This is a genomic window from Desulfovibrio desulfuricans, from assembly GCF_024460775.1.
GTDB classification, from domain to species: domain Bacteria; phylum Desulfobacterota; class Desulfovibrionia; order Desulfovibrionales; family Desulfovibrionaceae; genus Desulfovibrio; species Desulfovibrio desulfuricans_E.
In genome coordinates, this window is the sequence record NZ_JANFYZ010000002.1 from 137,582 (window position 1) to 162,163 (window position 24,582).

Annotated in this window: 23 protein-coding genes, 1 tRNA gene and 1 riboswitch; of the genes, 5 read left to right on the forward strand and 19 right to left on the reverse strand. The window is 59.0% G+C overall.

What is annotated here, in order from left to right; translation table 11 throughout:
- Positions 1-106 precede the first annotated feature (106 nt).
- Genes NE637_RS03265 through NE637_RS03275 form a run of 3 tightly spaced genes read right to left on the reverse strand, consistent with a single transcriptional unit; the run spans position 107 to position 2,788 of the window.
- On the reverse strand, positions 107-1,039 hold the full coding sequence (locus tag NE637_RS03265; RefSeq protein ID WP_192111351.1) for a CdaR family protein: 933 nt from the start codon (positions 1,037-1,039) through the stop codon (positions 107-109).
- Entirely contained in the window at positions 1,026-1,760 is a 735-nt protein-coding gene (gene cdaA, locus NE637_RS03270) for a diadenylate cyclase CdaA (protein WP_227117706.1), read from the reverse strand. Before cdaA ends, NE637_RS03265 begins: the two co-directional genes overlap by 14 nt.
- Before the next feature lie 44 nt (positions 1,761-1,804).
- On the reverse strand, positions 1,805-2,788 hold the full coding sequence (locus NE637_RS03275; protein WP_227117704.1) for a GGDEF domain-containing protein: 984 nt from the start codon (positions 2,786-2,788) through the stop codon (positions 1,805-1,807).
- Here NE637_RS03275 and NE637_RS03280 point away from each other — a divergent pair.
- Positions 2,762-3,085, forward strand: coding sequence for a hypothetical protein (locus NE637_RS03280; RefSeq protein ID WP_227117703.1), 324 nt, complete (start codon positions 2,762-2,764; stop codon positions 3,083-3,085). The two genes, NE637_RS03275 and NE637_RS03280, sit on opposite strands and share 27 nt — an antisense overlap.
- A 97-nt stretch (positions 3,086-3,182) precedes the next feature.
- On the opposite strand, the gene folP is transcribed toward NE637_RS03280, so the two are convergent.
- A complete protein-coding gene (gene folP / locus NE637_RS03285) occupies positions 3,183-4,061 on the reverse strand; it encodes a dihydropteroate synthase (protein WP_227117701.1) in 879 nt (292 codons plus the stop codon).
- On the reverse strand, positions 4,051-6,060 hold the full coding sequence (gene ftsH / locus NE637_RS03290; protein WP_227117699.1) for an ATP-dependent zinc metalloprotease FtsH: 2,010 nt from the start codon (positions 6,058-6,060) through the stop codon (positions 4,051-4,053). The genes folP and ftsH overlap by 11 nt, the downstream gene beginning before the upstream one ends.
- 343 nt (positions 6,061-6,403) lie before the next feature.
- On the opposite strand from ftsH, the gene NE637_RS03295 reads away from it, so the two are divergent.
- Positions 6,404-6,497 (forward strand) — tRNA-Sec (locus NE637_RS03295).
- A gap of 123 nt (positions 6,498-6,620) precedes the next feature.
- On the opposite strand, the gene der is transcribed toward NE637_RS03295, so the two are convergent.
- The 8 genes from der to NE637_RS03335 all read right to left on the reverse strand — a co-directional run bounded on the left by der (position 6,621) and on the right by NE637_RS03335 (position 14,822).
- Positions 6,621-7,988 carry a ribosome biogenesis GTPase Der gene (gene der, locus NE637_RS03300; RefSeq protein WP_227117697.1) on the reverse strand — a complete coding sequence of 456 codons (1,368 nt, stop codon included), beginning with the start codon at positions 7,986-7,988 and terminating at the stop codon, positions 6,621-6,623.
- 186 nt (positions 7,989-8,174) lie between these two features.
- Complete coding sequence (locus NE637_RS03305; protein WP_227117696.1) at positions 8,175-9,350, reverse strand: RluA family pseudouridine synthase; 1,176 nt, start codon at positions 9,348-9,350, stop codon at positions 8,175-8,177.
- 77 nt (positions 9,351-9,427) lie between these two features.
- Positions 9,428-10,792, reverse strand: a complete 1,365-nt coding sequence (locus NE637_RS03310; protein WP_215647044.1) for a GGDEF domain-containing protein — start codon at positions 10,790-10,792, stop codon at positions 9,428-9,430.
- 302 nt (positions 10,793-11,094) lie between these two features.
- Positions 11,095-11,838 (reverse strand): energy-coupling factor ABC transporter ATP-binding protein, encoded by a 744-nt coding sequence (locus tag NE637_RS03315; protein WP_227117694.1) that lies wholly within the window; start codon positions 11,836-11,838, stop codon positions 11,095-11,097.
- On the reverse strand, positions 11,831-12,592 hold the full coding sequence (cbiQ, locus tag NE637_RS03320; RefSeq protein ID WP_227117692.1) for a cobalt ECF transporter T component CbiQ: 762 nt from the start codon (positions 12,590-12,592) through the stop codon (positions 11,831-11,833). Before cbiQ ends, NE637_RS03315 begins: the two co-directional genes overlap by 8 nt.
- Before the next feature lie 9 nt (positions 12,593-12,601).
- Positions 12,602-13,306: a NikL family nickel/cobalt ECF transporter subunit gene (locus tag NE637_RS03325; RefSeq protein ID WP_227117690.1), complete on the reverse strand. Its 705-nt coding sequence runs from the start codon at positions 13,304-13,306 to the stop codon at positions 12,602-12,604.
- Between the two features lie 17 nt (positions 13,307-13,323).
- Complete coding sequence (cbiM, locus tag NE637_RS03330) at positions 13,324-13,935, reverse strand: cobalt transporter CbiM (RefSeq protein ID WP_192111358.1); 612 nt, start codon at positions 13,933-13,935, stop codon at positions 13,324-13,326.
- 116 nt (positions 13,936-14,051) lie between these two features.
- The gene (locus tag NE637_RS03335) at positions 14,052-14,822 is read right to left on the reverse strand and encodes a DUF4198 domain-containing protein (protein WP_192111359.1); all 771 of its coding nucleotides are present in this window, start codon (positions 14,820-14,822) and stop codon (positions 14,052-14,054) included.
- A 474-nt stretch (positions 14,823-15,296) separates the two neighbouring features.
- Between NE637_RS03335 and NE637_RS03340 the strand changes: the two genes are divergently transcribed.
- Both NE637_RS03340 and NE637_RS03345 read left to right on the forward strand, forming a co-directional pair.
- On the forward strand, positions 15,297-15,995 hold the full coding sequence (locus NE637_RS03340; protein ID WP_215647041.1) for a glutamine amidotransferase: 699 nt from the start codon (positions 15,297-15,299) through the stop codon (positions 15,993-15,995).
- Positions 15,996-16,163: 168 nt separating this feature from the next.
- Complete coding sequence (locus NE637_RS03345; protein WP_227117688.1) at positions 16,164-17,141, forward strand: glycosyltransferase; 978 nt, start codon at positions 16,164-16,166, stop codon at positions 17,139-17,141.
- A 96-nt stretch (positions 17,142-17,237) separates the two neighbouring features.
- Here the strand turns inward: NE637_RS03345 and NE637_RS03350 are convergent, their stop codons facing one another.
- Both NE637_RS03350 and NE637_RS03355 read right to left on the reverse strand, forming a co-directional pair.
- On the reverse strand, positions 17,238-17,693 hold the full coding sequence (locus tag NE637_RS03350) for a hypothetical protein (RefSeq protein ID WP_192111362.1): 456 nt from the start codon (positions 17,691-17,693) through the stop codon (positions 17,238-17,240).
- 237 nt (positions 17,694-17,930) lie between these two features.
- Positions 17,931-19,214 (reverse strand): O-acetylhomoserine aminocarboxypropyltransferase/cysteine synthase family protein, encoded by a 1,284-nt coding sequence (locus NE637_RS03355; protein WP_215647039.1) that lies wholly within the window; start codon positions 19,212-19,214, stop codon positions 17,931-17,933.
- Between the two features lie 234 nt (positions 19,215-19,448).
- Between NE637_RS03355 and NE637_RS03360 the strand changes: the two genes are divergently transcribed.
- Positions 19,449-20,720, forward strand: a complete 1,272-nt coding sequence (locus NE637_RS03360; protein WP_227117687.1) for a competence/damage-inducible protein A — start codon at positions 19,449-19,451, stop codon at positions 20,718-20,720.
- Positions 20,721-20,816: 96 nt separating this feature from the next.
- On the opposite strand, the gene NE637_RS03365 is transcribed toward NE637_RS03360, so the two are convergent.
- From NE637_RS03365 to NE637_RS03380, 4 genes are all read right to left on the reverse strand, one after another.
- Entirely contained in the window at positions 20,817-21,149 is a 333-nt protein-coding gene (locus NE637_RS03365) for a DUF190 domain-containing protein (RefSeq protein ID WP_022658420.1), read from the reverse strand.
- Positions 21,150-21,158: 9 nt separating this feature from the next.
- Positions 21,159-21,548: a fluoride efflux transporter CrcB gene (crcB, locus tag NE637_RS03370; protein ID WP_022658421.1), complete on the reverse strand. Its 390-nt coding sequence runs from the start codon at positions 21,546-21,548 to the stop codon at positions 21,159-21,161.
- 152 nt (positions 21,549-21,700) lie between these two features.
- Positions 21,701-21,759, reverse strand: a riboswitch (Fluoride riboswitch).
- 65 nt (positions 21,760-21,824) lie between these two features.
- A complete protein-coding gene (locus NE637_RS03375; protein WP_192111365.1) occupies positions 21,825-22,766 on the reverse strand; it encodes a symporter in 942 nt (313 codons plus the stop codon).
- A 153-nt stretch (positions 22,767-22,919) separates the two neighbouring features.
- Complete coding sequence (locus NE637_RS03380; RefSeq protein WP_227117685.1) at positions 22,920-24,551, reverse strand: bifunctional metallophosphatase/5'-nucleotidase; 1,632 nt, start codon at positions 24,549-24,551, stop codon at positions 22,920-22,922.
- Positions 24,552-24,582 lie beyond the last annotated feature (31 nt).

A 24,582-nucleotide genomic window follows, 5' to 3' on the forward strand; every position in this document is an offset into this window, starting at 1 on the left:
TGGGCGCTGTTGCTGGTTTTTGTCGTATGTGCCGTGCCCGGCCGCAAGGGCAAGGCGCGGTTGCGTTCCTCTCTGGCTGCCGGATGTGGCAGTTGAAGGGCGGCGCTTATTTCTTTTTTCTTGTTACCGTAACTTCTTCCGTAACCGGGTTCAAGAGAGTCATTCCTTCCGGCAGTTTGAAGTGCAAGGGCGTTTTAATGCTTTCTCCCGGCTGGATCTCCGGCGTAACGAGGGAAACTTCCATCTCGCCAAGGTAACGGCTGTTCTTAGCCAGAGCTTCGGGCACTTCCACCAGCACGGCAATTTCATCGGGGCTAACCGTATAGGCATGGCGGCTTTCCTTGGCAATTTCCACCTTGCAACGGCGCGATATAACGGTGCGCCCACTGGTGATGGTGTACTGCACCTTGACGGAAGGCGGCGTGGCCGTGACCATGCCTGGCGTGTCCAGCGTGATGGTTTGCTGGGTTGTTGTGCCCGCTGCCTTGGGATCAAGCATTATGGTTAGCGGCACACTGGCAATGGCAGAAACAACAGATTCCGGGCCGCGCAAAACCACCGTGGCCGGAGTAACGCTGACGTTTTCCACCGTCAGGGCGCCGCTGTGCAGGGGCGAATCCACAACCGCCTTGACGGGCACGCTGCGTTCCTGAACGTTGTCGGCCTTGACCACAATGCGCGGGGGCTGCACATCAATGAGCTCAAAGGCGCGGAAGTTTGCCCCCAGATGTTCTGCCGAAAGCGGAACCACTGTGGTGCCCTTTTTTATGGAGGAAAGATCAACAGCCTGAATAATCTTGCGCTGCGTTATGGAGCGCAAAAGAGTTTCCGGCCCGCGCAGGCGCACAATGGCCTTGTTGATGAGTCCGTCAGTCACCACAAGATTGGCGGGGATGCCGAAGTAATCAAGGTTAACTTCAATCTGCGCTTCCAGCCTGTCGCGAACGCTGACCATGTACCACATGCTCACGGCGATAAAGATCGCCAGCAGCATGGAAAGCAGATGCGGGGGGCGGCGTGAGGGATCAGAGGATTTCATTAAGCACCTGCCTGAGGCGGGTAGCGTCAAGGGCGCGCATCAGCTCATCCTTGAGTGCCACGGAAATTTCGCCTCTTTCTTCAGAAACAACAATGACCAGGGCATCGCTTTCACGGGCAATGCCCAGTGCCGCGCGGTGCCGCGTGCCGAAGTTCTGGCCCTTGGCTTCGGCCAGCGGCAGAATGCAGGCCGCAGCGGTGATTCTGCCACGGCTGATGACCACGGCTCCATCGTGAAGGGGGGCCTTGGGATAAAAAATATTCATGAGCAGCTGGCGTGAAAGCTGCGCATCAATGCGCACGCCTTCGCGTTTAATCATATCACCAAGGCGCATGCTGCGCTCAATAACGATAAGTGCGCCCACCCGCAGCCGGGCCATTTCAACACAGGCGCTCACCACTTCTTCCACGCCGATACTTTTTATGCTGGATCGGCGAAAGATGGGACGTGCGCCCATTTCTCCCAGAGCCTGACGGATATCGGCCTGGAAAATAACGACGATGAGGATGAAAAGGGAACTGAAGATGTGCTGCAACAGCCAGGTAAGCGTGTACAGGCCGAGAGCGTTTGAAAAGAAATACAGCAGCGTAAGCAGGCCCAGCCCTGTAAGGACTGTCAGCGCCCGCGAACCCCGCAGCATCTGGATAACCTGGTACAGCATAATGCTGACCACGGCTATATCCATTACATCGCGCCAGTCTATGGCAATACGGTCAAACACGGTGTGTTCCTTGCAGCAAAGTGTATCGGGCAACCGTCGCGCTGTCAGCCGTGGGCTTTGGCGCGTTCCTTGTCTTGGTACATGGCAGTGTCCGCGCAGGAGAGCAGCGCATCCACTGTGAGGGCAGTATCAGGGTACACTGCACTGCCCATGCTGAACGTGATCGGCCCAGGTATGTTCAGCTCTGGCAATCCCTTTGCAAGATCGGCGCGCATTCGGGTAAAGGCGGCCTTGTCCCTCTCCTCGGCCGGGGGACCGTTGAGCAGCAATACAAATTCATCACCGCCCATACGCCCCAGAATATGGGTCACCGGGGCATGTGCGCGAACAACCTCTGCGAAGAGTTGCAATACTCGGTCGCCCGCCTCATGTCCATAGGTGTCGTTGATGCCTTTAAAATTATTTAAGTCGACGTAATATAAGGTGAATTTTTTTACAACTGGTGAGGCTATGCGCCTTTGTAGTTCCTCAAAGAGCCCACGCCTGTTGAGCGCCCCCGTAAGGGCGTCTCTGTAAGCGATGGCCTCAAGATATGTGCGAATTTGCGTAAGGTCATGATTCCTTTGAACTAACGTTGCCAGGAAGAGACTGAGAAGAACGCTCATACCCACATAGAGCCATGATTCCAGTGATCTGAACCACGCAACGCCTGCCGACATGCGGATCAGCCAGTGAGCGTTAAGAATTGTCACAGGCATGTCTATGCTGCCGGCGTCTTTTTCTGAATCCGCACTGCCAGCTATAAGCAACGCACCGCCTTTATGGGGGGATGTGCGCCAAAGGCCAAAATCGATATTCATGCTGTCCAGCAGGTAAAGGTCCGAGGCTGTCAGCACTTCAGGAAAACGCAGTAATATTGCAGCAATACCCCAATATTGAGGACGGCCGGAAGCATCAGGAAGGAATACGGAAAGTCGCCCCACCAGAGCCGCATCCCCGTTGGGGAGCAGTACCGGCCCGGCCAGGGTCAGGGGGGCACCGTGGCGGGCCGTGATTGCCTCGTGGCAGCCCAGATTGCCGTCAAGCATATCCTGCCCCACCAGCAGGCTGTTGGCAGGCGTATATGGGTACACCTTGTTTATGGTGCCGCCGGGAGCGAGAACAAAGGCCTGAATGGTGTCATCATCGCGCAGGGCAGCGGCAACACGCTCGAATTCCTGAATATTCCCGCTGTTGTCAATAACAAGCGCGTTCAGGGTTTCCGTTTTGAATATCAGGCGCAACAGATCGCTTTGGAGATTATCGCGTTGCGAGCGGGCAATGCTCTCAAGCTTGACCCGCTCAAGCTGCTGTTTGCGGTCAATCAAAACCCATGTCAAAAGTAAGTTGAAGGCCAACGTGATGAGCAGCATTCCAGTGAATGGGCGCGTTGAAAAAAATCGCACCATACCGGCAGACTCGCAATCGTTGACGGTTTGAATCCTAGTTGGCCTCAAGAGCCAGAGCAACAGTCATGGCCTGACGGGCCGCGACAACATCATGCACCCTGTGCCAGAACACGCCCTTGCCGCGCAGCATTGCCGTAGCCATGGCTGTTGCCAGACCACGCTCCTGCGGCGGCAGGCCCAGAAGCCCGCCAAAAACGGATTTCATGGACAAGGCCATGAGCACGGGCCGCCCGAGCGCAAGCAAGTCTTCCGGGTGGGCCAGCAGGGCAAGGTTGTGTTCAAGCGTCTTGCCAAAGCCGATGCCGGGGTCAAGCACAATGCGGTTTTCCGGCAGGCCCGCCCGTACCATGCGCGACATCTCGAGTTCAAAAAATTCCAGCACTTCGCGGCGCACATCAGTGTAGCGCGGGTCGTGCTGCATGGTCTGCGGGCGGCCTTGACTGTGCATCAGCACATAGCCGGGCTTGTATTGCACAAGCACGTCCAGCAGGGCGGGATCAAAGGCGCAGGCCGAAATATCGTTGATGATGGCAGCCCCCATGTCCAGCACAGCGGCAGCCGTGGCGGCATGGTAGGTGTCCACGGAGATTACGGCTCCGGGCGCAGATTGGCGCAGCCCTGTCAGAACCGGCAGCAGGCGCTCGGTTTCCTGCTGGGGGGGCAGTTCCGCAGCTCCGGGCCGCGACGATTCCGCGCCAAGGTCAAGAATGTCTGCACCCTGGTTGCGCAGGGTCAGCGCATGGTTGAGGCCTGATGCCGGGGCGTTGTGCCGGCCCCCGTCATAAAAGGAATCTGGGGTCAGATTTACAATGCCCATTACGCCAAAGGGGGAGGGCGTCTTCAACGCCCGCCCCCCAAGAATATGCCAGTCTGCGCCCCTGGAAAGAGCGGCCGGGCAAATGCTATCGGTCATTTTCTTTACTGTTGTTCCGGGTGTTCTCGGTTTCGGACTGTTTGGACTCCGCCTGTTCCGATTGCTGCTCCTGCTTGTGCTCTGCCTTCTGTTCGGGGGCCTGAGCGTCCGTATCCGGCTCAATAACAAATTCTGCGCCGGATTTGGAAGCCTTGCCGCCCTTGGCGGCAGTGGAGGGCACGGGTTTGCCGTTGTTGTCGAGCGGGGGCAGTTCCTTGTTGTCCATGAGCAGGTCAATATCCGCGCCGGTGATGGTTTCGCGATCAAGAAGCGCCTGGGCAATGCGGTGCAGGGCATCCAGATTTTCTTCAAGCAACTTGCGGCAGCGGCTGTGCGCGTCTTCCACAATGCGCTTCACTTCCGAATCCACAAGACGTGCCGTGTCTTCGCTGAAGTTCTTGTTCTGAACCCATTCGCGGCCAATAAAAACTTCTTCGCCGGTTTCGCCGATGGCCAGCGTGCCCACGGCCTCGCTCATGCCCCACTCGCAGACCATTTTGCGGGCCATGCGGGTGACGCGCTCAATGTCGTTGGAGGCACCGGTGGTGATATCGTCAAAAATAATTTCTTCCGCCACGCGGCCACCCAGCAGCACCACCAGATTATTGCGCAGAAAGGTGCGTGAATAGCCGTGGCGGTCTTCTTCCGGCAGCTGCATGGTCACGCCGAGGGCGCGTCCACGCGGAATGATCGTAACCTTGTGCACCGGGTCGGAACCGGGCAGCAGGCGGGCAGCCAGGGCGTGGCCGCCTTCATGGTAGGCTGTGATGCGCTTTTCTTCCTCAGAGAGGATAAGACTGCGGCGTTCGCGGCCCATGAGAACCTTGTCCTTGGCATACTCGAAATCGTGCATGTCCAGGCGATCCTGATTGAGCTTGGCGGCCTGAAGGGCAGCTTCGTTGACCAGGTTTTCAAGGTCAGCGCCAGAAAAGCCCGGTGTACCGCGAGCCAGCACTTCCAGATCAACATCGCCCGCAAGAGGCGTGCGTTTGGTGTGCACTTCAAGGATGCGGCGGCGGCCACGCAGATCGGGCGTGGGCACCATCACCTGGCGGTCAAAGCGGCCAGGGCGCAACAGGGCGGGGTCAAGCACATCGGGGCGGTTGGTGGCGGCAATGAGGATAACGCCTTCATTGCTTTCAAAGCCGTCCATTTCCACAAGCAGCTGGTTCAGGGTCTGCTCGCGTTCGTCATGCCCGCCGCCAAGGCCAGCGCCACGCTGACGGCCAACGGCGTCGATTTCGTCAATAAATATCAGACAGGGCGCGTTTTTCTTGCCCTGAACAAAAAGGTCGCGAACGCGCGAAGCGCCCACGCCCACAAACATTTCAACAAAGTCGGAGCCTGAAATGGAAAAGAACGGCACCCCGGCCTCACCTGCAACGGCCCGGGCCAGAAGGGTTTTACCCGTGCCGGGAGGGCCCACGAGCAGTACGCCCTTGGGGATGCGCCCGCCAAGGCGGGTAAATTTTTTGGGGTTGGAGAGAAATTCCACAACTTCCGAAAGTTCGTCCTTGGCTTCGTCAACGCCAGCCACGTCAGCAAAGGTAACGCGTGTGCTGTCCTGATTGAGCAGGCGCGCGCGCGACCGGCCAAAGCTCATGGCCTTGCCGCCGCCGCTCTGCATCTGGCGCATAAAGAAAATCCACACGCCCACCAGCAGCAGCATGGGGAACCATGAAACCAGCAGGGTCATGTACCATGGCTGTTCTTCCGGCGGCTCGGCCTTGATTTCGACCTTTTTTTCAATAAGGCGGTTTACGAGGCCGATGTCCTGCGGAGCATAGGACTGCACGGTTTTTCCGTCAGAGGTGCGCCCAATGAGGGTGTGCCCCTGAATGGTTACGGACATGAGCTGGCCGTTGTCCACCTGACTGAGGAAATCTGAGTAGGGCACCCGCTGGGTGATCCCCTGCGGCTGCTGGAACATATTGAAAAGCATGACCATCGCCAGGACGATTATCGCCCACAGCATCAGGTTGCGACTTATCTGATTCAACACTGCCTCCGTTACGTTTTCCGCGCGCGGTGGCGCACGGCCAGGCCGGATATATGGCCAGCACAGTTAAGAAATTACTACCTGTATGTGGCTGGTGTCAAATGCTTGTGGGCATTTGCAGTTCAGGCAACAGGGTTTCGGCTGCGCTTGTCTTGTTCATAATAATGCGCAAAACACGCTTGGCAATGGAGGTTTGACATGCAGGAGTCAAAACAGCATGCCGGGTGCGTGTTGCGCATGGTCAAACTGTGCTGCGGGCTTTGCTGCTTTTGCTGTGCTGCAAAGGCCAAATAAGTTTGCCCCCTTGCGGGCAAGGGGCTTTTGCCCTATGGTGCGCCCATGCGGAGACGTTTCGTCACCGGTGTGGCGCCCGGTCTTCAAAACCGGTGGCAGGCCTTGCGGTCTGTGGTAGGTTCGACCCCTATACGTCTCCGCCATTCAAGCTTTTTTAGCCAGGCTCATCTGGCTTGCCGTCTTTTGCAGACTGACGTTTTGTCCCCCGGTTTGACCCGGGGGATTTTTTTGTCTTGCGGGCAGCCTGGTTTCAGCCAGGCCTGTCGCTATTTTTCAGATTTTTTCTTGTGGCTTGAGCGCAGGTGCAGGCGCATGGGGGCATGCGTGATGCCAAATATTTTGCGCAACGCGCGTTCAAGATAGCGGGTATAGCTTTCAGGAACACGGGTGGCATCGCTCACAAAGCACACAAAGGTCGGCGGCGCGGTTTCCGCCTGGGTCAGGTAGAAGAACTTGGCGCGCACACGCTTGACCACAGGCGGCTGGTGCTTGTCGAGCACTTCTTCCATGGCGCGGTTGAGCTTGCCGGTAGAAATGCGCACGCTGCATTCTTCGTGGATCTGGGTTGCCAGGGGCAGGATTTTTTTCAGGCCGGTTCCCTTGAGGGCAGAAACATTCAGAATCGGCACATGCGGGCAGAAGGCCAACATTTCGGCGACGTTCTTTTTGAGCCTGTCCAGCGAGTCGCGGGGGGCCAGATCGCACTTGTTGATAAGCACCATAAAGGGAGTTTTGCGCGTGTTCAGCATGTCCATGAGGCGCTTGTCCTGCTGGCTCACGCCTTCGGCGGCGTCCAGGGTCAGCAGGGTCACGTCGGCCTTGGTGCTCGACTTGATGGCCGAGTTGACGGAGTACTTTTCCAGACTGTCGCTGATCTTGGTGCGGCGGCGTACACCTGCAGTGTCCACAAACACGTAGTCGCGCCCACCGCTCGCAAAGCGCACGTCAACGCTGTCACGCGTGGTTCCCGCCACATCGGAAACAATCATGCGGTCACTGCGGGAAATGGCGTTGATAAGCGACGACTTGCCCGCATTGGGGCGGCCAAGCATGGCCAGCTTGAGGGTCGGCGGCGCGGGCGGTTCGGTGGAGGTTTCTTCCGGCAGCAGGGCTACCAGTTCTTCCACCAGAGCGGTGATGTTGTGTCCGTGCTCGGCGGAAACCGCCAGCAGCGGGAAGCCCAGAACGTGAAATTCGGCCATGAGCTCATCTTCGCGCTCCACGCCGTCAACCTTGTTGACCACGCAGAGGGTGGGCAGGCCCTTACGGCGCACATGGGCCGCAAGATGCTCGTCCAGGGGCAGCAGGCCGTCACGCGAATCCACCACAAAGGCCACGGCAGCGGCATCAACCAGCGCCGCCTCGGTTTGCGCAAGAATGTCGCGCTCAAAGCCGCGAATGCCTTCGGGGCCTTCCACCACAGCGGAGTGGGCGTCAAGGGTGATGCCGCCCGTGTCAACGATACCGAAAACGGGGGTGTCCTTGCGGCGCACCACGCCGTCCATGCGGTCGCGGGTCACGCCGGGGCGGTCATGGGTGATGGCCCGATTGCTGCGGATAAGCCTGTTGAACAGGGTGGATTTGCCCACATTGGGGCGACCCACCAGAATGACGCGGGGCAATGTATCTGCCATGAGAATACCTTAGTGTACGCCTGGGATTTGCCAGGCGAGATTGCAAGCGTGAAGCGGAGTGCGCCGCCATGCGGTCATGCGCTCCGATGAAAAGAAAGCGCCCGGAGCATATGCTCTCTGAGGCGTCTGGCGTGTAATGCCGCGCAGGCCGCGCGGCAGCCAGGACAGTTGGGTTTTGAGACTGCTTTACTGGCGTAAAAATTTATTTTTAGCACTTTGTTCCGTCAAAGGGAAGACCCCGCATCCGCCCCCATGTTCCGGGGCTGTCATGGCCGCGACAGGCTCTGGCATCTGCTCAAGGGCATGCGCGCCAGACCACGGCGGAAGACATGAAAACACGTGTCCGCAGGGCATGGTTACGCGCAGGGCATGCAGCATCAGGTTTTCCGGCTCCGGGGCAGATTTTTCTGCCGTGCCCATGCGGGCCGGGGCCGGGAGGGCGTAGGCCCCGCGCGGCACATGGCGGCGCGTAGGCGCAGCCTGCCCGTACTTGGTGTCGCCAATCACAGGATACCCCACGGCGGCAAGCTGTACGCGGATCTGATGCGTGCGGCCTGTCAGCAGGTGCACAAGCAGCAGGCTTTGCGCTTGCTCCACCCTCAGGGGGCGCACCATGCAAAGAGCCTCGCGGCTGTCAGCCTCGCCGGGAGCAGCCGGACGCACCTTTTCGTAGCCTTGGGCAGCATCCTTGCGCAGAAAGTGGCGCAGAAGCTGCGTTTCGGCAAAAGGCCAACGGCCCTGCACCCATACAACGTATTCCTTGGCCAGCGTTCCATCGCGTATGGCGTCCTGTGCCTTGGCAAGGGCTTCGTACGAGGCAGCCACCAGCAGTACGCCCGATGTTTCCTTGTCCAGCCTGTGCACGGGCGTGGGCTTGAAGGGCGCGCTTGCGAAGTAGGCGGCCAGCCGGGAACTGAGGCTGTCGTCATGCCCTGTGCCGGGATGCGTAGGCAGGCCTGCGGGTTTGTTGAAGGCCCACAGGTAGCCGTCTGTGCCGATCATGGGCGGCAGCGGAGGCGAATCAACCGGCTGCGTGTCGAGAGCTGTATCCGTCAGCGGCTGGGGGGCAGTTTCTGACGCGCTTTCTTCCGCCATTTTGAAGGCAAAGGGAGGAAGACGAACAATGTCGCCTGTCTGCACACGGGCAAAGGGCTTGCATCTGCTGCCGTTGATGCGCACCTGACCAGTGCGCACCCAGCGGTGGAGCAGGGTGGGGGGCAAGTTCAGCCGCCTTTGCAGGAACTGTAACAACTTTTGGCCGCTTTCGGTCTCCTGAACTATCGGCTGTTCCAGCGGCGATTGCCTGCTGATGCCGATGCCAGAGTCCTGGGCCTGCGTAGGGGGAGGGTTATCTTCCGACATGGGGATACTCTGGCGCAAAGCCAGCCTTGCGTCAAGAGCGCCGGGGGCGCGGCCTGCGGCGGCCTGCCTGCTGCGCGTTACAGATAGCGGCAGTCGTTCATGGAAACCTTGGCAAAGGTGTGGTTTTCAATCCAGTCCCGAACACGCTGGCGCGTCTCAGCCCTTGTGGTCAGTTTGTTCCGCAGCATGGCCCGGTCTGCCTCCACAATGGCGTTGGCAATGCTGTTCTGCATGTTTTCTGTGCAGGCGGAACCCATTGCCAGCAAGACCGGGGGGCGGTTTTGCTGGTTGTTGTGCCTTTCAAAGCGCTGCATGAGTTCATGCAACGTTTCGGCAACCTTCAGTCTGTCGCATCCGGGCAGCAGCACGGTGTATTCATCACCGCTCATGCGCGCCACGCAGGCTGCGGAATCCAGCCCGCCGCGCAGCAGCAGGGCCGCCTGACAAAGCACGGTATTGCCTTCTTCGTGCCCGAGGTAATCGTTAATCATTTTCAGTCCGTTGACATCGGCAACGATTATCCCCACGGGCCGAACGGCGTTTTGCTCCAGCTCCTCCACGGTCATGGTAAAAAAAGTTCGGCTGCGCAAACCTGTGAGCGGGTCGTTGCGCACCATGTCCTCAAGGTGGGCTCTGTCGGCCTGGCTTGCGCTGATGTCGGTATGCAGGCCCACCACACGCGTGGCCCTGCCGCTGGCATCGCGCTGTGTAACGTTGCCGCGGCCAAGGATCCAGGCCCAGGTGTTGTCTGCCCTGCGCATGCGGTAGGTGCATTCAAAGGTATCGCCGTGGGTGGGCGAGGCAATGATGTCTTTTTGTATGGGCACCACGTGGGCGTAATCTTCCGGATGAATCTTTTCTTCCCAGCTTCGCAGCGTTGCCGGGAAAGTCTCGGCAGAGTAGCCCAGCATTTCAATGTAGCGGGGGCTGTAGTAGACGGTATTGGTATTGGCGTCCCAATCCCACAGTCCATCGCCGGAAGCATTGAGCGCCAGCATCAGGCGGGCGGCATCCTGCGTGGAGTGCGGCGTGGCAAGGTGCTGCATGGAAAAACGCGCGGACGGCAAAATCTGCTGCGTCTGACGTTCCACCGCGCTGATGCAGCCAACCACACGCTCTGCCTGCCCTGCACCGTTACGCGCAAGGGTTATAAGCTGGGTTCGTGCCACAAGACCGTTGATGGGAAAGCATATTTCCATATGCGCCCCGATGTGGCCCTCGAGAAACGTCTGCAACGATTGCCCGAGTATGTCCCTTTTATCCTCATGGCATGCGCCAAGAAATGCCGCCATGCTGCAAGGAACATTTGCCTCAATGCCAAGTAGCCTCCCGGCCCCAAGGCTGAAGCGGAGGAGGTCTGAGGCAACGCGCCATTCCAGCACGGCATCGGTTGTGTCCGTCTGGATAAGCGGCAGGGGGAGGCTGGGATAGGGTTCGCGCATGGCAATCCTTGGGAGTCCAAGATATGGTGCCAAAAGACAGGAATCTGACGCAGAGCATAAATTGCTGCGCGACCCTACTACTCTTCAGGAAAGAATGCTACTATCATTTTATATATACAAGTAGATATTTGGTGCTAAAATTAAAAAGCGAGGCTGCCGGAGGCGAGCCAGCGGGCAACGCCAGCGGGGCGTTACGGAAGGGCGTGGCGCGGCGGCAGGATGGAAAATTATTTTATAGCAGATAGCTGCGGGCGTATTGCCCTTGCATTGTTGAAGATTGCCGCCAGCAAAATTGTGTGGGGCTAATGCTCGTGGGGTTCGTTGCCCAACGGGTGGGCGTGCATATGGGCATGGGCAAAGGATGGGGCGCAGGCGCTCAGCCGATTGTTGGCGATGGTGAGGTACTGGGTGGATGTTTGCGCCAGAAAATCCCAGTCATGGGATATAGTTATGCGCGCAGTGTCCAGGCTGCCCAAGATGTCGATGATTCGCTGGCGGGCATCGTTATCGAGGCCGTTGGTGGGCTCGTCAAGCAGCAGGGCCTCGGGCTTCATGGCCATCACTGAAGCCAGCGATACGAGCTTTTTTTCGCCGCCGGAAAGCCGGTGGGTAAGGCGGTTTTCAAATCCGGCCAGGCCGAGAGCGCGCAGGGTGTCCATGGCGCAGTCTCTGGCATCATCGGCTGAAAAGCCGAGATTCAGGGGGCCAAAGGCCACGTCCTCCAGCACGGTGGGGAAAAAGAGCTGGTCTTCTGCGTGCTGCAGCACAAATCCCACCTTGCAGCGCAGATTGTAGAAATCCTTTTCGTCCTTGAGGGGCGTGCCGTGAAACAGCACCTGACCCGCCTGAGGCCGCGCCAAGCCCGTGATGCAGCGGAAAAGCGTTGTCTTGCCGCTGCCGTTGGGACCATAGAGGCCGATACGCTGACCGGGGTGCAGCGAAAAATCCACATCGCACAGCACTGTGCGCGGCGAGTTGCCCTGCCCGTAAGCAAAGCAGATGCCCTCGAGGCTGAAAATGGCTGCATCGTGATGGTGGTCAGACATTAAGGACTCCCAGGCATTCAACCGCGATTATCCCCGCCATGCACAACAGCAGGCCCAGTGCGAAAATACAGTCGCCCTTCTGGGCGTGGAATACCGTCACCGATCTGAAATGGCCGGAAAATCCCCGCAGAACCATAGCCTCGCGCACTCGCAGAGAGCGCTCGTAACTGCGCACCAGCAACAGGCCCAGCAAGGATGCCAGGGTGCGGTAGGTATGCATGCTGGTGCGCGGGCGAAAACCGCGCAACCGTGCCGCCACAAGCAGGGTGTGCCATTCCTGGGCGATGACGTGAACGTATCTGGCTGTGAAAAGAAAGAGGAAAACGAGCTTGGGCGGGCAGTGCAGCCGCTCCAGCGCATGACCGGCGGTGGGGGCGTTCATGGTGGCGACAAGCGCCAGAAAGATGCAGGCAATGGCATTGGACTTGATGCTCACCAGCAGTGCAAGGCGCACGCCTTCTGCGCTGACTGTGAGCATTCCCCATTGCGCCAGCGGGGTTCCCGGCGTGGTCAGGGGCGTTACGCACCACAGAAAAACAATGAAGATATTGATGGCGCCGAGGCGTTGCAGCAGCGCGCGGGCAGGCGGATTGGCCGCCGCCAGCAGCGCCAGACCCAGCGCAAGGGCCATGCCGCAGGCGGTCAGGCTGTGCAGCAGAGATATGCATACCGCAAGCCCCCCCGCGGAGGCCATGCGAACGCGGGGGTCAATACGCTGTATGAGCGATGGGCGAACAAAGGGCTGGTCAAACACTCCCAGCCATTACCCCCGACGCCCCTTGAAGTAAAGGGCAATACCCGCCAGACCCACCAGCCAGCCGATGCCGCCGAAAATTTCAGAAAATCCGGGGCGCGACACGCGCATTTCGGCAAGTTCCCGGCGGATGGGCCCAAGCTTTACATCCAGCGCCGCGTTGACAATGGTTTGCAGCTCCCCGGAGCTGACGCCGGCAGCGCTTGGGGTGGGTGCAGCCGCGCCTTTTGCTCCGGGGGGTGCCGTGGATACTGCGTGTGTAACCGGAGATGTTTTTTCGGCAGCAGGAGCCGCCGCGTCCTTTGCTTCGGAGGCGCTGGCGGGAATGGCTGGCGTCTGAACCGCCGCCAGTTCGGCGGCATCCATCATCCATTCGTTCTGATGGCCTTCGCCAGCCTTGACGACTATGCGCAGGCCGTGGGCCTTGCCCTCAGCGGGAACAGGAAAACGGTACACGCCCTGATCATCTGTGCGGCCTTCCTGCAGTTTTGCGCCTGTGGCAGCATCGTACACCACCACCTGTCCCTGCTTGACCTTGTTGCCGCCGTTAAAGCCGCATTCCGCAACAACCTGATCCCCTTCTGTCCATGCAAAAACATTGACCCGGTGGGCCTGAGCCGCATGGGGCAATGCCAACGTGAAGAGCAAAAACAGCGTGGACAACAGTGCGGGCAGTGTGGGCGAGAATGCCCTGCGCGAGCAAGTGGAATGCATGGAGACTCCTTATGGCCTCAGGCCGCGCTCAGGCGCAGCATTTCAGGGCGCACCCTGGCGATAAAACCCACGGTCAGCATGGTAATAAGCCCTTCGGCCAGCATGATGGGCAGGTGCGCCAAAAACAGTAGCCGCGCGGCTGTGGCAAAGCCTTCATCGCTGGAGGCAAGAGCCACCGCCGTCAGCAGGCCCGCGCCCAAGACGCCCAGCGCTCCGCCGCAGAAGGCGGCAATTTTTTGCCCTGCTGGTGTGGGCCACGCACGGCACAGGCCGCGAAACACATAACCCGCCACGACGGCTGAAAATCCCATGGTGAAGGTGTTGACCCCCAATACCACAAGGCCGCCAAACTGGAACAGTAGCGCCTGTAGCGCCAGAGCCGCCAGGATGGCCGGAAAGGCCGCCCACCCGAGTATCACGCCCAGAAGGCCGTTGAGAATAAGGTGCGCGCTGGTAATGCCGATGGGCACATGGATAAGCGAGCCGACAAAAAAAGTCGCGGCCAGAATGGCCACGGTCATGAGCCGGTCATAATCGAGTTTTTTCAGGCCCAGGGCCGTTCCGGCAGCGGTTAGGGCGTAACCCGTGGCAAGCACGGCAGGGGAAAGAACGCCTTCGGCAATATGCATGATCAATCCTTTGATGGGCCTTTGCCCGGCTTCACCTTGCAAGGCCGCTGGCGCAGAGGCCGAACCGGAAGGGACAATTTCCGGCCCGGCCTGCCGCAGTCATACTTGGCGCAGTATTACTTGGTTTTGGGTGCGGCAAAATTCACCCACATCACAGCGCCCAGTTCCACTTCCTTGGCTTCACCCTTGTATTCCATTTTTTCGGCGGAGGTGTTCAGGGCCGCAAAACCCCACCATCCCGCCCAGGGAATGCCATAGCTGAAGACGCCGTTTTCATCGGTCTTTACTACCTGGGTGACATAAAAATCGTTGGGGGCGGTGTGGGCCTTGCCCTTGTTGTAGCACTCCACTTCCACGTCCGCTCCGGCAACGGGCTTGCCGTCAAGCAGAACGCGGCCACGGAATACATTGCCTGTGTAGTTGGCAAAGGGGCGGGTAAGGGGCACGATTTCCGTTTTCAGGCCAAGGGGGGCATCCCAGCCTTCCTCTTCGCCAAAGGCGGCCACCACGGTCTTGGTGTAATGGATGATGAACTTGTCTTCCGCAGGTTCAAAATAGGGGGCGGGCTCAACGGCAAACTGGTACACGCCGGGCTTTTTGATGCCATAGGTGGTTTGCCATGCCTTGTGACCCAGCACGGTGGCGGGCTTGAGCGTTGCCTTGATGTCTTCGGTTTTTCCGTCATGGGTGACGGTAGCCGCCGCAGGCGCGGCCATATCCATGCCCTGCATTTCCATTGGGTGCACAAAGGAAATCTCCAACTGCACATTGGCGTCCTTTTTGTCGGCAACCGTGGGGGTGGAGGGAATGACCATGCCGAAATGGGCCTGGGCCTGGGTTCCCCACATGAGCAGCAGAGCAAGGCTGGCGCAGCAAATTTTCCACATAGAAAGTTCCTGTTGGTTGAGGTGGAGGGGGTTGCCGCTATGGCATGACGTAGCTGGATGTTTAGTAACAAAAAAAATAAATTTGTAGCAAGATGTTTTTGCCGGGCAGGCTCGGCATTCTTGCGCTTCATCCACAAGCTGCGTACTATGTGAGATGGAAAACTACTGGTGCAGACGGCTGGTGCAGTTCAACCCGGGCAGGTTCGTTTTGCAGTTGCCCTGAAGATTGTGCGGGAAGACGCAGCAAGGATGCCCAGGCGCGCTATGATTGCGCGACTGACGCTGGGGTCTGTGTTGTTTAGGATGTTGAGCCTCTGCAACAACAGGTGCATTGCTCGAAGTTGGTTTCCTGGGCGCGTACAACTCCCCCCCGTGGCGTTCAGAATGCCCGCAGAGTGACGGGCGCAAACGCTGTTTGCCGTATTTGCCCATATGGCAGTCAGTGTAAAAGGCATTTCAGCATCGGGAGAAAGTATGAAGCGTTGCGTTGCTATTCAGCATGTGGCTTTTGAAAATCTGGGTGTGTTTGTGCAGCCGCTCGAAGAAGCTGGTTTTGCGATCAGCTATGTGCAGGCCGGAGTTGTGCCCCTGGAGCCGGAACTGTGGAAAGATGCCGACCTTGCCGTGGTGCTGGGCGGCCCCATTGGCGTGTATCAGGAAGATTTGTATCCCTTTCTTGCCGATGAAAAGGTGCTTATCGCGAGCCGCCTTGCCTCTGGCCGCCCGCTGCTGGGCATCTGCCTTGGCGCGCAGCTTATGGCCAGCGCTCTTGATGCCGATGTGTACCCCGGAACTGCCAAAGAGATTGGCTGGGGTCAGGTTGAGCTCACCCCTGCGGGATTGAGCGGCCCCCTGGCCGAGCTTGCCGGCGCGCCTGTGCTGCACTGGCATGGCGATACGTTTGATCTGCCCCGCGGTAGCGACCTGCTTGCCTCAACGGCCATCACGCCTCATCAGGCCTTCCGGCCCGGGCCGGGGCAGCTTGGCTTGCAGTTTCATGCAGAAATGGACGCGGCCCTGATGGAAACATGGCTTGTGGGGCATTGCTGCGAACTTGGCGTTAACGGCTTCGATCCCCGCGCCATACGCGAAGACGCCCAGAGGCTCGGCGCTCAGGCGCGGGCCGCAGGGCTGGCCTTCATGCGCCGCTGGTTGATGGAAGAGGTTGGCTAACGCAGTTTACGAATGAAATGAGTTATCAGCATGACAAGGATTTTCCTGAAAATCCTTGCCATGTCATGCGCGCAGGCAGGCTTTTGCCAGCCGTATGCGAGAAGTAAGCGTTAAATGCCCTAAGCCTGCACATCATTCTGAATCACTGGTCGGTACAGGAGTGTTCAGATGGCCAATCCTGTTGTAAACATCACCATTCCTGTTTTTAACAGGTATCATCTTACCCAGAAGACGCTGCTGGCCCTGCGCAAAACTGCGCCCGGCATTTCATTCGCGGTTACTGTGGTGGACAACGGCAGCGAGCAAGCCCTGCGTGATCGGCTGGTGGAACTGCACAAAGACGGGATTATCGATAATCTCTTTCTGCTGCCGCGCAATATGGGCATATCGTGTGCTTGCAACATCGGCTGGCGCGCTGTGGACGCCCCTTATTACATGAAGCTCGACAACGATATGGCGGTCATAACACCCCACTGGCTTGAGAATCTTTTCAGGCTGTGGGCGCACGGCGACCCTGTTTCTACACTGGGGCCAACATTCAAAGCGCATGACATGGTGAAAAATCCAGGCACGATCACCAGCGAAGACGGCATACTTGGCATTTGCAATTCCAATTTAATGGGGAGCGCCATTATCATCCCCAAAAGTGTTTCAGACATGCTGGGCTGCTGGAGCGAAGATTACGGCCTGTACGGCGCAGATGACGGGGATTACGGCGCGCGTATGAACTGCGCCGGATTGTCGCAATACTATTATGACGCCAATGATTTTTTTGTAAACGGCGGCAAGTACGACAATTCGGAATACGAAGATACGGATCTGAATAAGGTCAAGGAACATGCCCGGCTTTTCAAGGATGAGTCCGGCGGTATGGGACTGTTTGTATTGAATTATTATCTGTATAACATGTGCGTTCGCAACTGGAAGGTGCCGCTGCGCTATCGCATCAAGGATATGGATGGCTACAATGTAGTGCTGGAGGAAGATCCCGCCTATGCGCCCATTCAACAGGCCCTGAGCCGTAGCAAGGATCTGCTGGACAATCTTGTTGCGGCAGGCCGCAATAACGACATTTATTCAGATGCCGTGGTGAATCGTCTTAAAAGAATCTGGAAAGGCTGCGGGCAGGAATGCACCCCTTTGTGAATGCACTTTGGGGGGCAGGAAATAACATCAGGGGCTGTCGGCAATGCCGACAGCCCCTGATGTTTTATCAATCCGTAACTGGCCGAGAGAATTTGTCTATTTAGGCAGCAAACTGGCGTACTCCGCACTCTTTACATACTTTTTGATAAAAGCCAGGCCAAGCTTGCGGTCGCCGGTGATGGTCGTGACCATAAAAATATCGCCAGACGCCGCCACCCAGGACTGGCAAGGGGTCTGCTGCTGGGTGAAGGCAAAGGTGTATTGTCCGTTTTTTTCCACCGGGGGCTTGAGCGCCTTGAACTGGTTGGCGAACATTTCGGCAACAGTTTTGGTATCCGCGCCGCCGTTGGGCCCGGTCACAAAACCCACCGTGGAACTGCCCGATGCATTTGAAAAGATAACGGTGGTGGTTCCCTGATTTTCTGTGGGAGCCATAACTGCTTTCCAGTTGTCGGGAAGGTCGACGGAAATATACTTTGTACTCACCTCATCTGCCAGCACGGGCGTGGCCAGGAGCATGACGAAAAGAAGAACCGCAAATTTTCTGAACATGAAAATTCTCCTGCTTGAGAGCGCACAGTTAACGGCGGGGCTTGCCCATAAGGGGCAGGCTGTCCCGGTCGCAGAGCATTACAATGGATCAGCCAGTTGTATGCAATGGCCCCTGAAAAGACAATGCCTTTTACTCGGGGCTGTCAGGCTAAAAAAGCCCCGCCGCGTATATCGGCAGGGCCTTTGAAATTGTGCTGCGGTTCCGGGTGCGTTGTGCGCGCCGTGCAACGGGCCGGGTTAGCCCAGGGCCTGGGCAATGTCTTCAATAATATCATCCACGTGCTCAATGCCAATGGAGAGCCTGACCGTGTTGGGCCGGATGCCCGTTTCGGCAAGTTCTGCGTCGGTGAGCTGCGAATGCGTGGTAGAGGCGGGGTGGATTACCAGCGATTTTGCATCCGCCACGTTGGCCAGCAGGGAGAAGACCTGCAACCTGTCGATGAATGCCCTGGCCTCCGCCGCGCCGCCCTTGACCTCAAAGGTAAAGATGGAGCCGCCCCCCTTGGGAAAATAGCGCTGATACAAGGCATGGCTGGGGCTGCTGGCGAGGCACGGATGGTTGACCCGCTCAACCTTGGGATGCTTGGCCAGATATTCCACCACTGCCAGCGCATTGCTGACGTGGCGCTCAACCCGTAGTGAAAGGGTTTCCAGCCCCTGCAGCAGAATAAATGCGTTGAAGGGTGAAAGCGTTGCGCCAAGATCGCGCAGCAGGATGGCCCGTGCCCGCACAGCATAGGCCGCCGCGCCCACTGCCTTGGTAAAGCTCAGGCCGTGGTAGCTCGGTTCCGGCTCGCACAGCCGGGGAAACTTGCCTGAGGCCTCCCAGTCAAACTTGCCGCCGTCCACAATCACGCCGCCAAGGGTTGTGCCGTGGCCGCCAATAAACTTGGTTGCCGAATGCACAACAACGTCCGCCCCGTGCTCGATGGGGCGCAGCAGCCAGGGGGTGGCAAAGGTATTGTCCACCACCAGGGGGATGCCGTTTTTGTGGGCCAGATCCGCCAGCGCTTCAATATCCACGATATTGCTGTGCGGGTTGCCCAGGGTCTCAATAAAAATGGCCTTGGTGCGCGGTGTGATGGCGCGTTCAAAAGCGCCGGGTTCATCGGGGTCCACAAAGGTGGTGTCTATGCCCCAGGCCTTGAGCGTGTGCGCCAGCAGATTGTAGGTGCCGCCGTAGAGGGTTTTTTCGGCCACAATGTGGTCGCCCGCTTCGGCCAGATTTTGCAGGGCATAGGTGACCGCTGCTGCGCCGCTGGCCGTGGCCAGGGCCGCAACGCCGCCCTCAAGTGCTGCCACGCGCTGTTCAAAGGCGTCCTGCGTGGGATTGGTCAGGCGGCTGTATATGTTGCCGGCATTGCTGAGGTTAAAGCGAGCCTCAGCGTGCGCACAGTCGTCAAAAACAAAGGATGTTGTCTGATAGATCGGTACGGCGCGCGCGCCTGTAGCCGGATCCGGCTGTTCCTGCCCTGCATGAACTTGCAGGGTTTCAAAACGTGGTTTCTTTTTTTCGCTCATTTCAGTCCCCTGTTTCTTTTGCAGTTTGTATGACCCTAGTCGACAAATAATTTCTTAGTAAATTAGTAAGAAATGATTGGCCCAGATATTCGGGCTTGTCAAGCAAGCCCTGCCGGGAAATCTTGCGTGCGCGCCGCGTCAGTCTTGCGCCGTGTAGTCTGGGAGACTAGGATGCTCAACGGCACGTTCTACGTCTTTGCAGGCAGGACGCGCATCAAGCAAAACGGAGGCCGCATGAAGGCGGAAATAATATCGGTCGGCACAGAACTCCTGCTGGGGCATACGGTCAATACGGATGCAACCCATGTGGCGCGGGAGCTTTCTGCGCTGGGGATGGATCTTTTACAGGTGCACACCGTGGGCGACAACCCGCAACGGCTGGAGAAAGCCCTGCGCGAGGCCCTGGAACGCGCGGAAGTCGTTATAACCACCGGCGGCCTTGGCCCCACGGAAGACGATCTGACCAAGGAAACAGTAGCCCTGGTGGCCGAAGCGCCACTTGAGGAACATGCAGACAGCATGGCGCGGTTGCGGGAGTATTTCGGCACGCGCCCCATGTCGGCCAATCAGGCCAAACAGGCCATGTTGCCGCGCGGATCCGTGGCTTTCCCCAATCTGGTGGGCACTGCCCCCGGCTGCGCCACCCCTGCGGGCGAGGGGCGCTGGGTGCTCATGCTGCCTGGGCCTCCATCCGAACTGCTGCCCATGCTGCACGACAGCGCCGTGCCCTTTTTGCGGAGCATGAGCGGGTCGGTCATTTCTTCGTTCATGGTAAAGACCTTTGGCATAGGCGAGGGCGTGGCGGCCTTGCGCATTGCGGGGCTGACTGGCAGTGCCAATCCCACGGCGGCAACCTATGCGGGCGATGCGGAAATGTTTGTGCGGGTAACGGCCAAGGCGCAGGATGCCGCCGCTGCCGAGGCTCTGGCTGCCCCCATGGTGGCGGAGGTGCGCAAACTGCTGGGGCACTTTGTGTACGGCGTGAATGTTGCGGGGCTGGAGACGGTGGTGGTGCAGGAACTGGCGCTTCAGGGCAAAAAACTTGCAACTGCGGAATCCTGCACCGGCGGCCTGCTGGCCAAGCGCATCACGGACCAGCCCGGCGCATCGGATGTTTTTGGCTATGGTATGGTAACCTACGCCAACGAAGCCAAGGAGCGGCTGCTCGGCGTGCCGCACGATATGCTGTGCGCGCACGGGGCCGTCAGCCCGGAGGTGGCGCGGGCCATGGCCCAGGGCGCGCGCAAGTACAGCGGCGCAGATTATGGCATTGGCATTACGGGCGTGGCCGGGCCCGGCGGCGGCACGCCGCAAAAGCCTGTGGGCCTTGTGTACATTGCCCTGAGTGATGCGGAGCATGTCTGGCTGCGCGTCATGCGCCCGCAAGGACGTTATCTGGGCCGCGACTGGACGCGCCGCCTGGCCTCAAGCCATGCGCTGGACATGCTGCGCCGCCGTCTTGCCGATCTGCCAGTTGAAGATCAGTGGAGTCTGGATCAGGCCTAGTTTTTTGTCTGTCGATGCTGTGAACCCCCGGCGGATGTGGTCTGAGAGGCCGTTTCCGCCGGGGGTTCTTTATTGGGAGGGCGGTTCTGCCTGCGGTCAGGCGGGCTGATTTTTTCCCGAGCAGGTGATGCCAAATTCCACAGGGATTTTCATATAGAAGATTTGCAGATTTTCCTGCTCAATGCGGGCAAAAAGCTGCTCGCTGTGTTCCGGGCTCACGGCCATGGTTACCTCCATGGGCTGCTCGCCCACATCAAAAAAGCGTGCGCTGTGGTATTTGCCGTCGCGCCCGTAACCACCTTGCGCCGCGGCAAAGGTTGCGCCCTCAACGCCAATGGCCTTTGCTTCCTTAAGCAGCCATTCCGCAATGCTCATGTGCCCGTGCGAGCGCCCCTGCTGCGTATAAAATGTCAGTTTGTAGCCGTTCATGGCCTGCTCCTAACGAAAGAGGGATTTGAGAAGCGAAACTGCGCCAAGGCCCATGAAAAAACAGATCAGCGAGCCGCAGACGTGCAGGGTTATGGCCCCGGCGGCCATGCCTATGCGTTGTTCCTGCAGCAGGGTGCCGATCTCTGCCGTGAAGGTGGAAAAGGTGGTGAGGCCGCCAAGAAAACCGGTGATGATAAGCAGCCGCCATTCGGGGGCCAGACCGGGCAGCGAGTTGAACACGCCCAGCGAAAGCCCGATGCCGAACCCGCCGAGGAAATTGGCGGCCACCGTACCAAGCGGAATAGCCGGAAAGATGGAATTGAGCAGCATTGAAAGCACCCAGCGAAGGCAGGCCCCGGCCCCGGCCCCCAATGTGATGACAAGAACGTTTTTGACCATGCGTCAATCCGTTATGCAGTGCAGGTATGGCTGTTAACGGCCCATGCTGCCCGCGTTTTCATGCTTGCCGATGTCAGCGGTAATGCCCCGGCGTTGAATAAAAAAAGCAACCGCGCTTGGGCGCGGTCGCAAAATAGTCTACCAACGCCCTGGCCCTGGTAGGAGTTATCAGCAAATGCGGTTCAAGGGGAACTCCATCCCCTGAGTGATTTCTACATCTGCCGGGGCCGCAAGTAAACCCGTTTTCGCCGCAAGGGCACCGCATTCACTGCAATGTCAGCCCTGCTTTTTATCCCGGCTGCACAGGCGGTAATAAAACAGCAGCACGTACAGGGGGGCCAGGTAGGCTGCAGCCATGATCGCTTCTGTAGCGCTGAAAAATTCCATGCACACGATCATGACCAGCACGTTGTTGATAACGCCGAACGAAATCTGAAAGGCCATGCCCACCTGCCTGCTCATGCGGCGGGCCAGGGGGATGGCGGCAAGCGTCATGACGAGGCAGAGCAGGGAGGCCGCGCCCAGCGATTTGAGCAGCAGCTCGGGCGATTGGCGCAGCAGGTCGCCGTAGTGGCTGAAAATGGCAATGTTGGAAACCACGATGGACACGGTTATGAGCGGGAACTGCCAGCGCAAAAGCAGGTTGCGCAGTCCGTCAAGGTGGATGCGCGTAAGGTGCGCGGCGGCAAAGGGCACAAGAATGGTCACGCAGAGCGACACGCTCATGTGCCCAAGTTCCAGATGCGCGGGCATGTTGAGCGGCTCAAGCCCAAGCAGGCGCAGCCCGGCATCCGTAGCGGAAAGCACGGCGGGCAGGCTTGCGGGCAGTAGCAGTGACGTGGCGATGTTGGCCACAAGAATAAGCGCCGTATTGGCCCCCACCATAAGCGAAAAAACAGCGGCCATGACCCCCACGGGCGCCGCCCCCAGCAGAAAGGCCCCCAGCGCAAACTGGGGCATGCACAGGCGGAAGACCGCAAGGCACAGCAGCGGCAGCACCGCAAGCCGCAGGGCCACCAGAAAGCAGAGTGTGCCCTTCATGTGGCGTATTTCGCGCATCAGGGCTTCCATGCCCACAGCCAGAAAACTCATATAAAGCATAAAAATGAGGATAAGGCGCGGCATCGCGGCAAGCGGTTCTGCCGCCTGGGGCAGAAAAACGCCCGCCGCCATGGAAAGCAGCGAAGAAAGGACCATGATAAGGTCGCGGGAATTCATAAAGCCTCAACTTTTTCGCCACACTGCCCAACAAGCCTGCCCTTGGCAAGTCCCATGGGCAGGCTTGTTCTGCTACACTCAGGCACGCGTGGCATGGTCAGGCATCTGTGCGCATGGAGCCGCGCGGCGGTTCAGCCTGCACGCATGCAGCAATCAGTTCGTCTGTCGGATCAGGCGGTCTGGCGGCAAGGCCGTCAGCGGGCTGAATTTTTTGATGTATGCCGCCAGCACGTCCACATCCACCGGGTCGGGGGCTTCCACTGGCGATCCCTTGGCAAGCATGGCGTAGCCATCGCCCCGACGTTCCAGATAATCCACAAGAACCACCCGGTAGCGGGCGGCAGGGTCAAGGGGGCGCGCGGCTCCGCCCGCGTCCAGCAGCTCTGCGCGCACAATGCGTTTGCCGGACGGCAGAGCGGGATTATACACGTAGCGCAGCCCCGCCGTGTGCAGCAGGGGCGATCCCACGCCTTTGTAGTCGGCCACGCCGTGTTCCAGCGCTGCCAGCAGTTGCTCGCCGCTGAAATCGCGAATGATGACCTTGTTGCCAAAGGGCAGCACGGCCAGCATGTCGCCAAGGTTCAGCGCTCCCTGCCGCAGAGGGGCGCGCAGCCCCCCGCCGTTGATAATGGCGGCCTGCGCTCCGTAGCTGCGGCCATAATCCAGCATGGAATCGGTCGCGATGAGGCCGGAAAGGCATTCACCTATGCGGCACTGGTGCAGGCCGTCAGGCGCATTCAGGTTGTTCTGCCCCACGGTAACGGAGGTGAAGGCTTCCAGCTTTTGAGCATACTGGGCGATCTTGGCTTCCACGGCCGGGTCGGGCGGAATGGAGGCATCCAGAGGCAGGGCCTCGCCCTGCCAGCGCACGGGGACGCCCTGCGCGTCAAAAGTCACGTCGAGCTGGCCCAGATACTTGGCAAGCGCCCCGGCAGTGACCACCAGAACAGGCTTGCCCGAGGGCGAATGCTCCACAATAGGGTACGGCCCCTTGGATGATTTTGGGCCAAGGTAGTCGTGGGTATGACCGCCCACAATAATATCCACGCCGTCCACGCTGCGGGCCAGTTCCAGATCCTTTGGCAGGCCAAGATGCGTCACGGCTATGATGTGCCGCACACCCTGCTTTTCCAGCTCCGCCACGGCCTTTTTCAGCGTGGTTTCGCTCTTGTAGAACCAGGTTTCTGGGCAGGCCGCAGAAAGCGTACGCACACTTGGGTTGGCAAGCCCCACAATACCCACCTTGACCCCGCGCACTTCCTTGATGATCCATGGGCGGAACGGCGTTCCGCGCAGGGGGCAGCCGGGGCGGGCATCCAGATTGGCGGCCAGCACGGGATAGGGCTGCGCCCGCACAAATCCGGCAGTGGCCTCGCAGCCGTCGTCAAATTCGTGGTTGCCCAGCGTCATGGCGTCATAGGGCATCAGGCTGTTGATGTCGGCCAGCATGGGCCACTTGTTGGCGGTAAAAAACAGGGTGCCCTGAAACTGGTCGCCCGCGTCCACGGCCAGCACGTTGTCGTGCTCCGCGCGGGCGCGCTTCATGGCTGTGGCAAGGCGGGCAAAACCGCCCGTGCAGCCCTCGGATTTCAGGCAGGCGTTGCCGTGGGCATCCCTTCCCGCAAGGTAGGAGTGCAGGTCGTTGGTGTGCAGCAAGAGCAGTTCGAGGCCCGCCTTTTCCTGAGCATGGCAGGGCAGGGAATCCAGCAAAAAGCCCGTAAACAGGCTGGCCCATAAAAACAGGGCCAGTGCGGAAAAACGGAATCGCAACAGGAATGACGCCATGATTTGCCCCCTGATGGAGTGTGCAGCGCGC

Coding starts and splice junctions, on each gene's coding strand:
- NE637_RS03315 (WP_227117694.1), bottom strand. CDS start 11,838: ATGTCTGACCACCATCACGATGCAGCCATTTTCAGCCTCGAGGGCATC.
- NE637_RS03340 (WP_215647041.1), top strand. CDS start 15,297: ATGAAGCGTTGCGTTGCTATTCAGCATGTGGCTTTTGAAAATCTGGGT.
- NE637_RS03325 (WP_227117690.1), bottom strand. CDS start 13,306: ATGCATTCCACTTGCTCGCGCAGGGCATTCTCGCCCACACTGCCCGCA.
- cbiM (WP_192111358.1), bottom strand. CDS start 13,935: ATGCATATTGCCGAAGGCGTTCTTTCCCCTGCCGTGCTTGCCACGGGT.
- folP (WP_227117701.1), bottom strand. CDS start 4,061: ATGACCGATAGCATTTGCCCGGCCGCTCTTTCCAGGGGCGCAGACTGG.
- NE637_RS03350 (WP_192111362.1), bottom strand. CDS start 17,693: ATGTTCAGAAAATTTGCGGTTCTTCTTTTCGTCATGCTCCTGGCCACG.
- NE637_RS03355 (WP_215647039.1), bottom strand. CDS start 19,214: ATGAGCGAAAAAAAGAAACCACGTTTTGAAACCCTGCAAGTTCATGCA.
- der (WP_227117697.1), bottom strand. CDS start 7,988: ATGGCAGATACATTGCCCCGCGTCATTCTGGTGGGTCGCCCCAATGTG.
- crcB (WP_022658421.1), bottom strand. CDS start 21,548: ATGGTCAAAAACGTTCTTGTCATCACATTGGGGGCCGGGGCCGGGGCC.
- NE637_RS03345 (WP_227117688.1), top strand. CDS start 16,164: ATGGCCAATCCTGTTGTAAACATCACCATTCCTGTTTTTAACAGGTAT.
- NE637_RS03375 (WP_192111365.1), bottom strand. CDS start 22,766: ATGAATTCCCGCGACCTTATCATGGTCCTTTCTTCGCTGCTTTCCATG.
- NE637_RS03365 (WP_022658420.1), bottom strand. CDS start 21,149: ATGAACGGCTACAAACTGACATTTTATACGCAGCAGGGGCGCTCGCAC.
- NE637_RS03380 (WP_227117685.1), bottom strand. CDS start 24,551: ATGGCGTCATTCCTGTTGCGATTCCGTTTTTCCGCACTGGCCCTGTTT.
- NE637_RS03310 (WP_215647044.1), bottom strand. CDS start 10,792: ATGCGCGAACCCTATCCCAGCCTCCCCCTGCCGCTTATCCAGACGGAC.
- NE637_RS03265 (WP_192111351.1), bottom strand. CDS start 1,039: ATGAAATCCTCTGATCCCTCACGCCGCCCCCCGCATCTGCTTTCCATG.
- NE637_RS03335 (WP_192111359.1), bottom strand. CDS start 14,822: ATGTGGAAAATTTGCTGCGCCAGCCTTGCTCTGCTGCTCATGTGGGGA.
- NE637_RS03305 (WP_227117696.1), bottom strand. CDS start 9,350: ATGTCGGAAGATAACCCTCCCCCTACGCAGGCCCAGGACTCTGGCATC.
- NE637_RS03360 (WP_227117687.1), top strand. CDS start 19,449: ATGAAGGCGGAAATAATATCGGTCGGCACAGAACTCCTGCTGGGGCAT.
- NE637_RS03275 (WP_227117704.1), bottom strand. CDS start 2,788: ATGCTTGACGGCAATCTGGGCTGCCACGAGGCAATCACGGCCCGCCAC.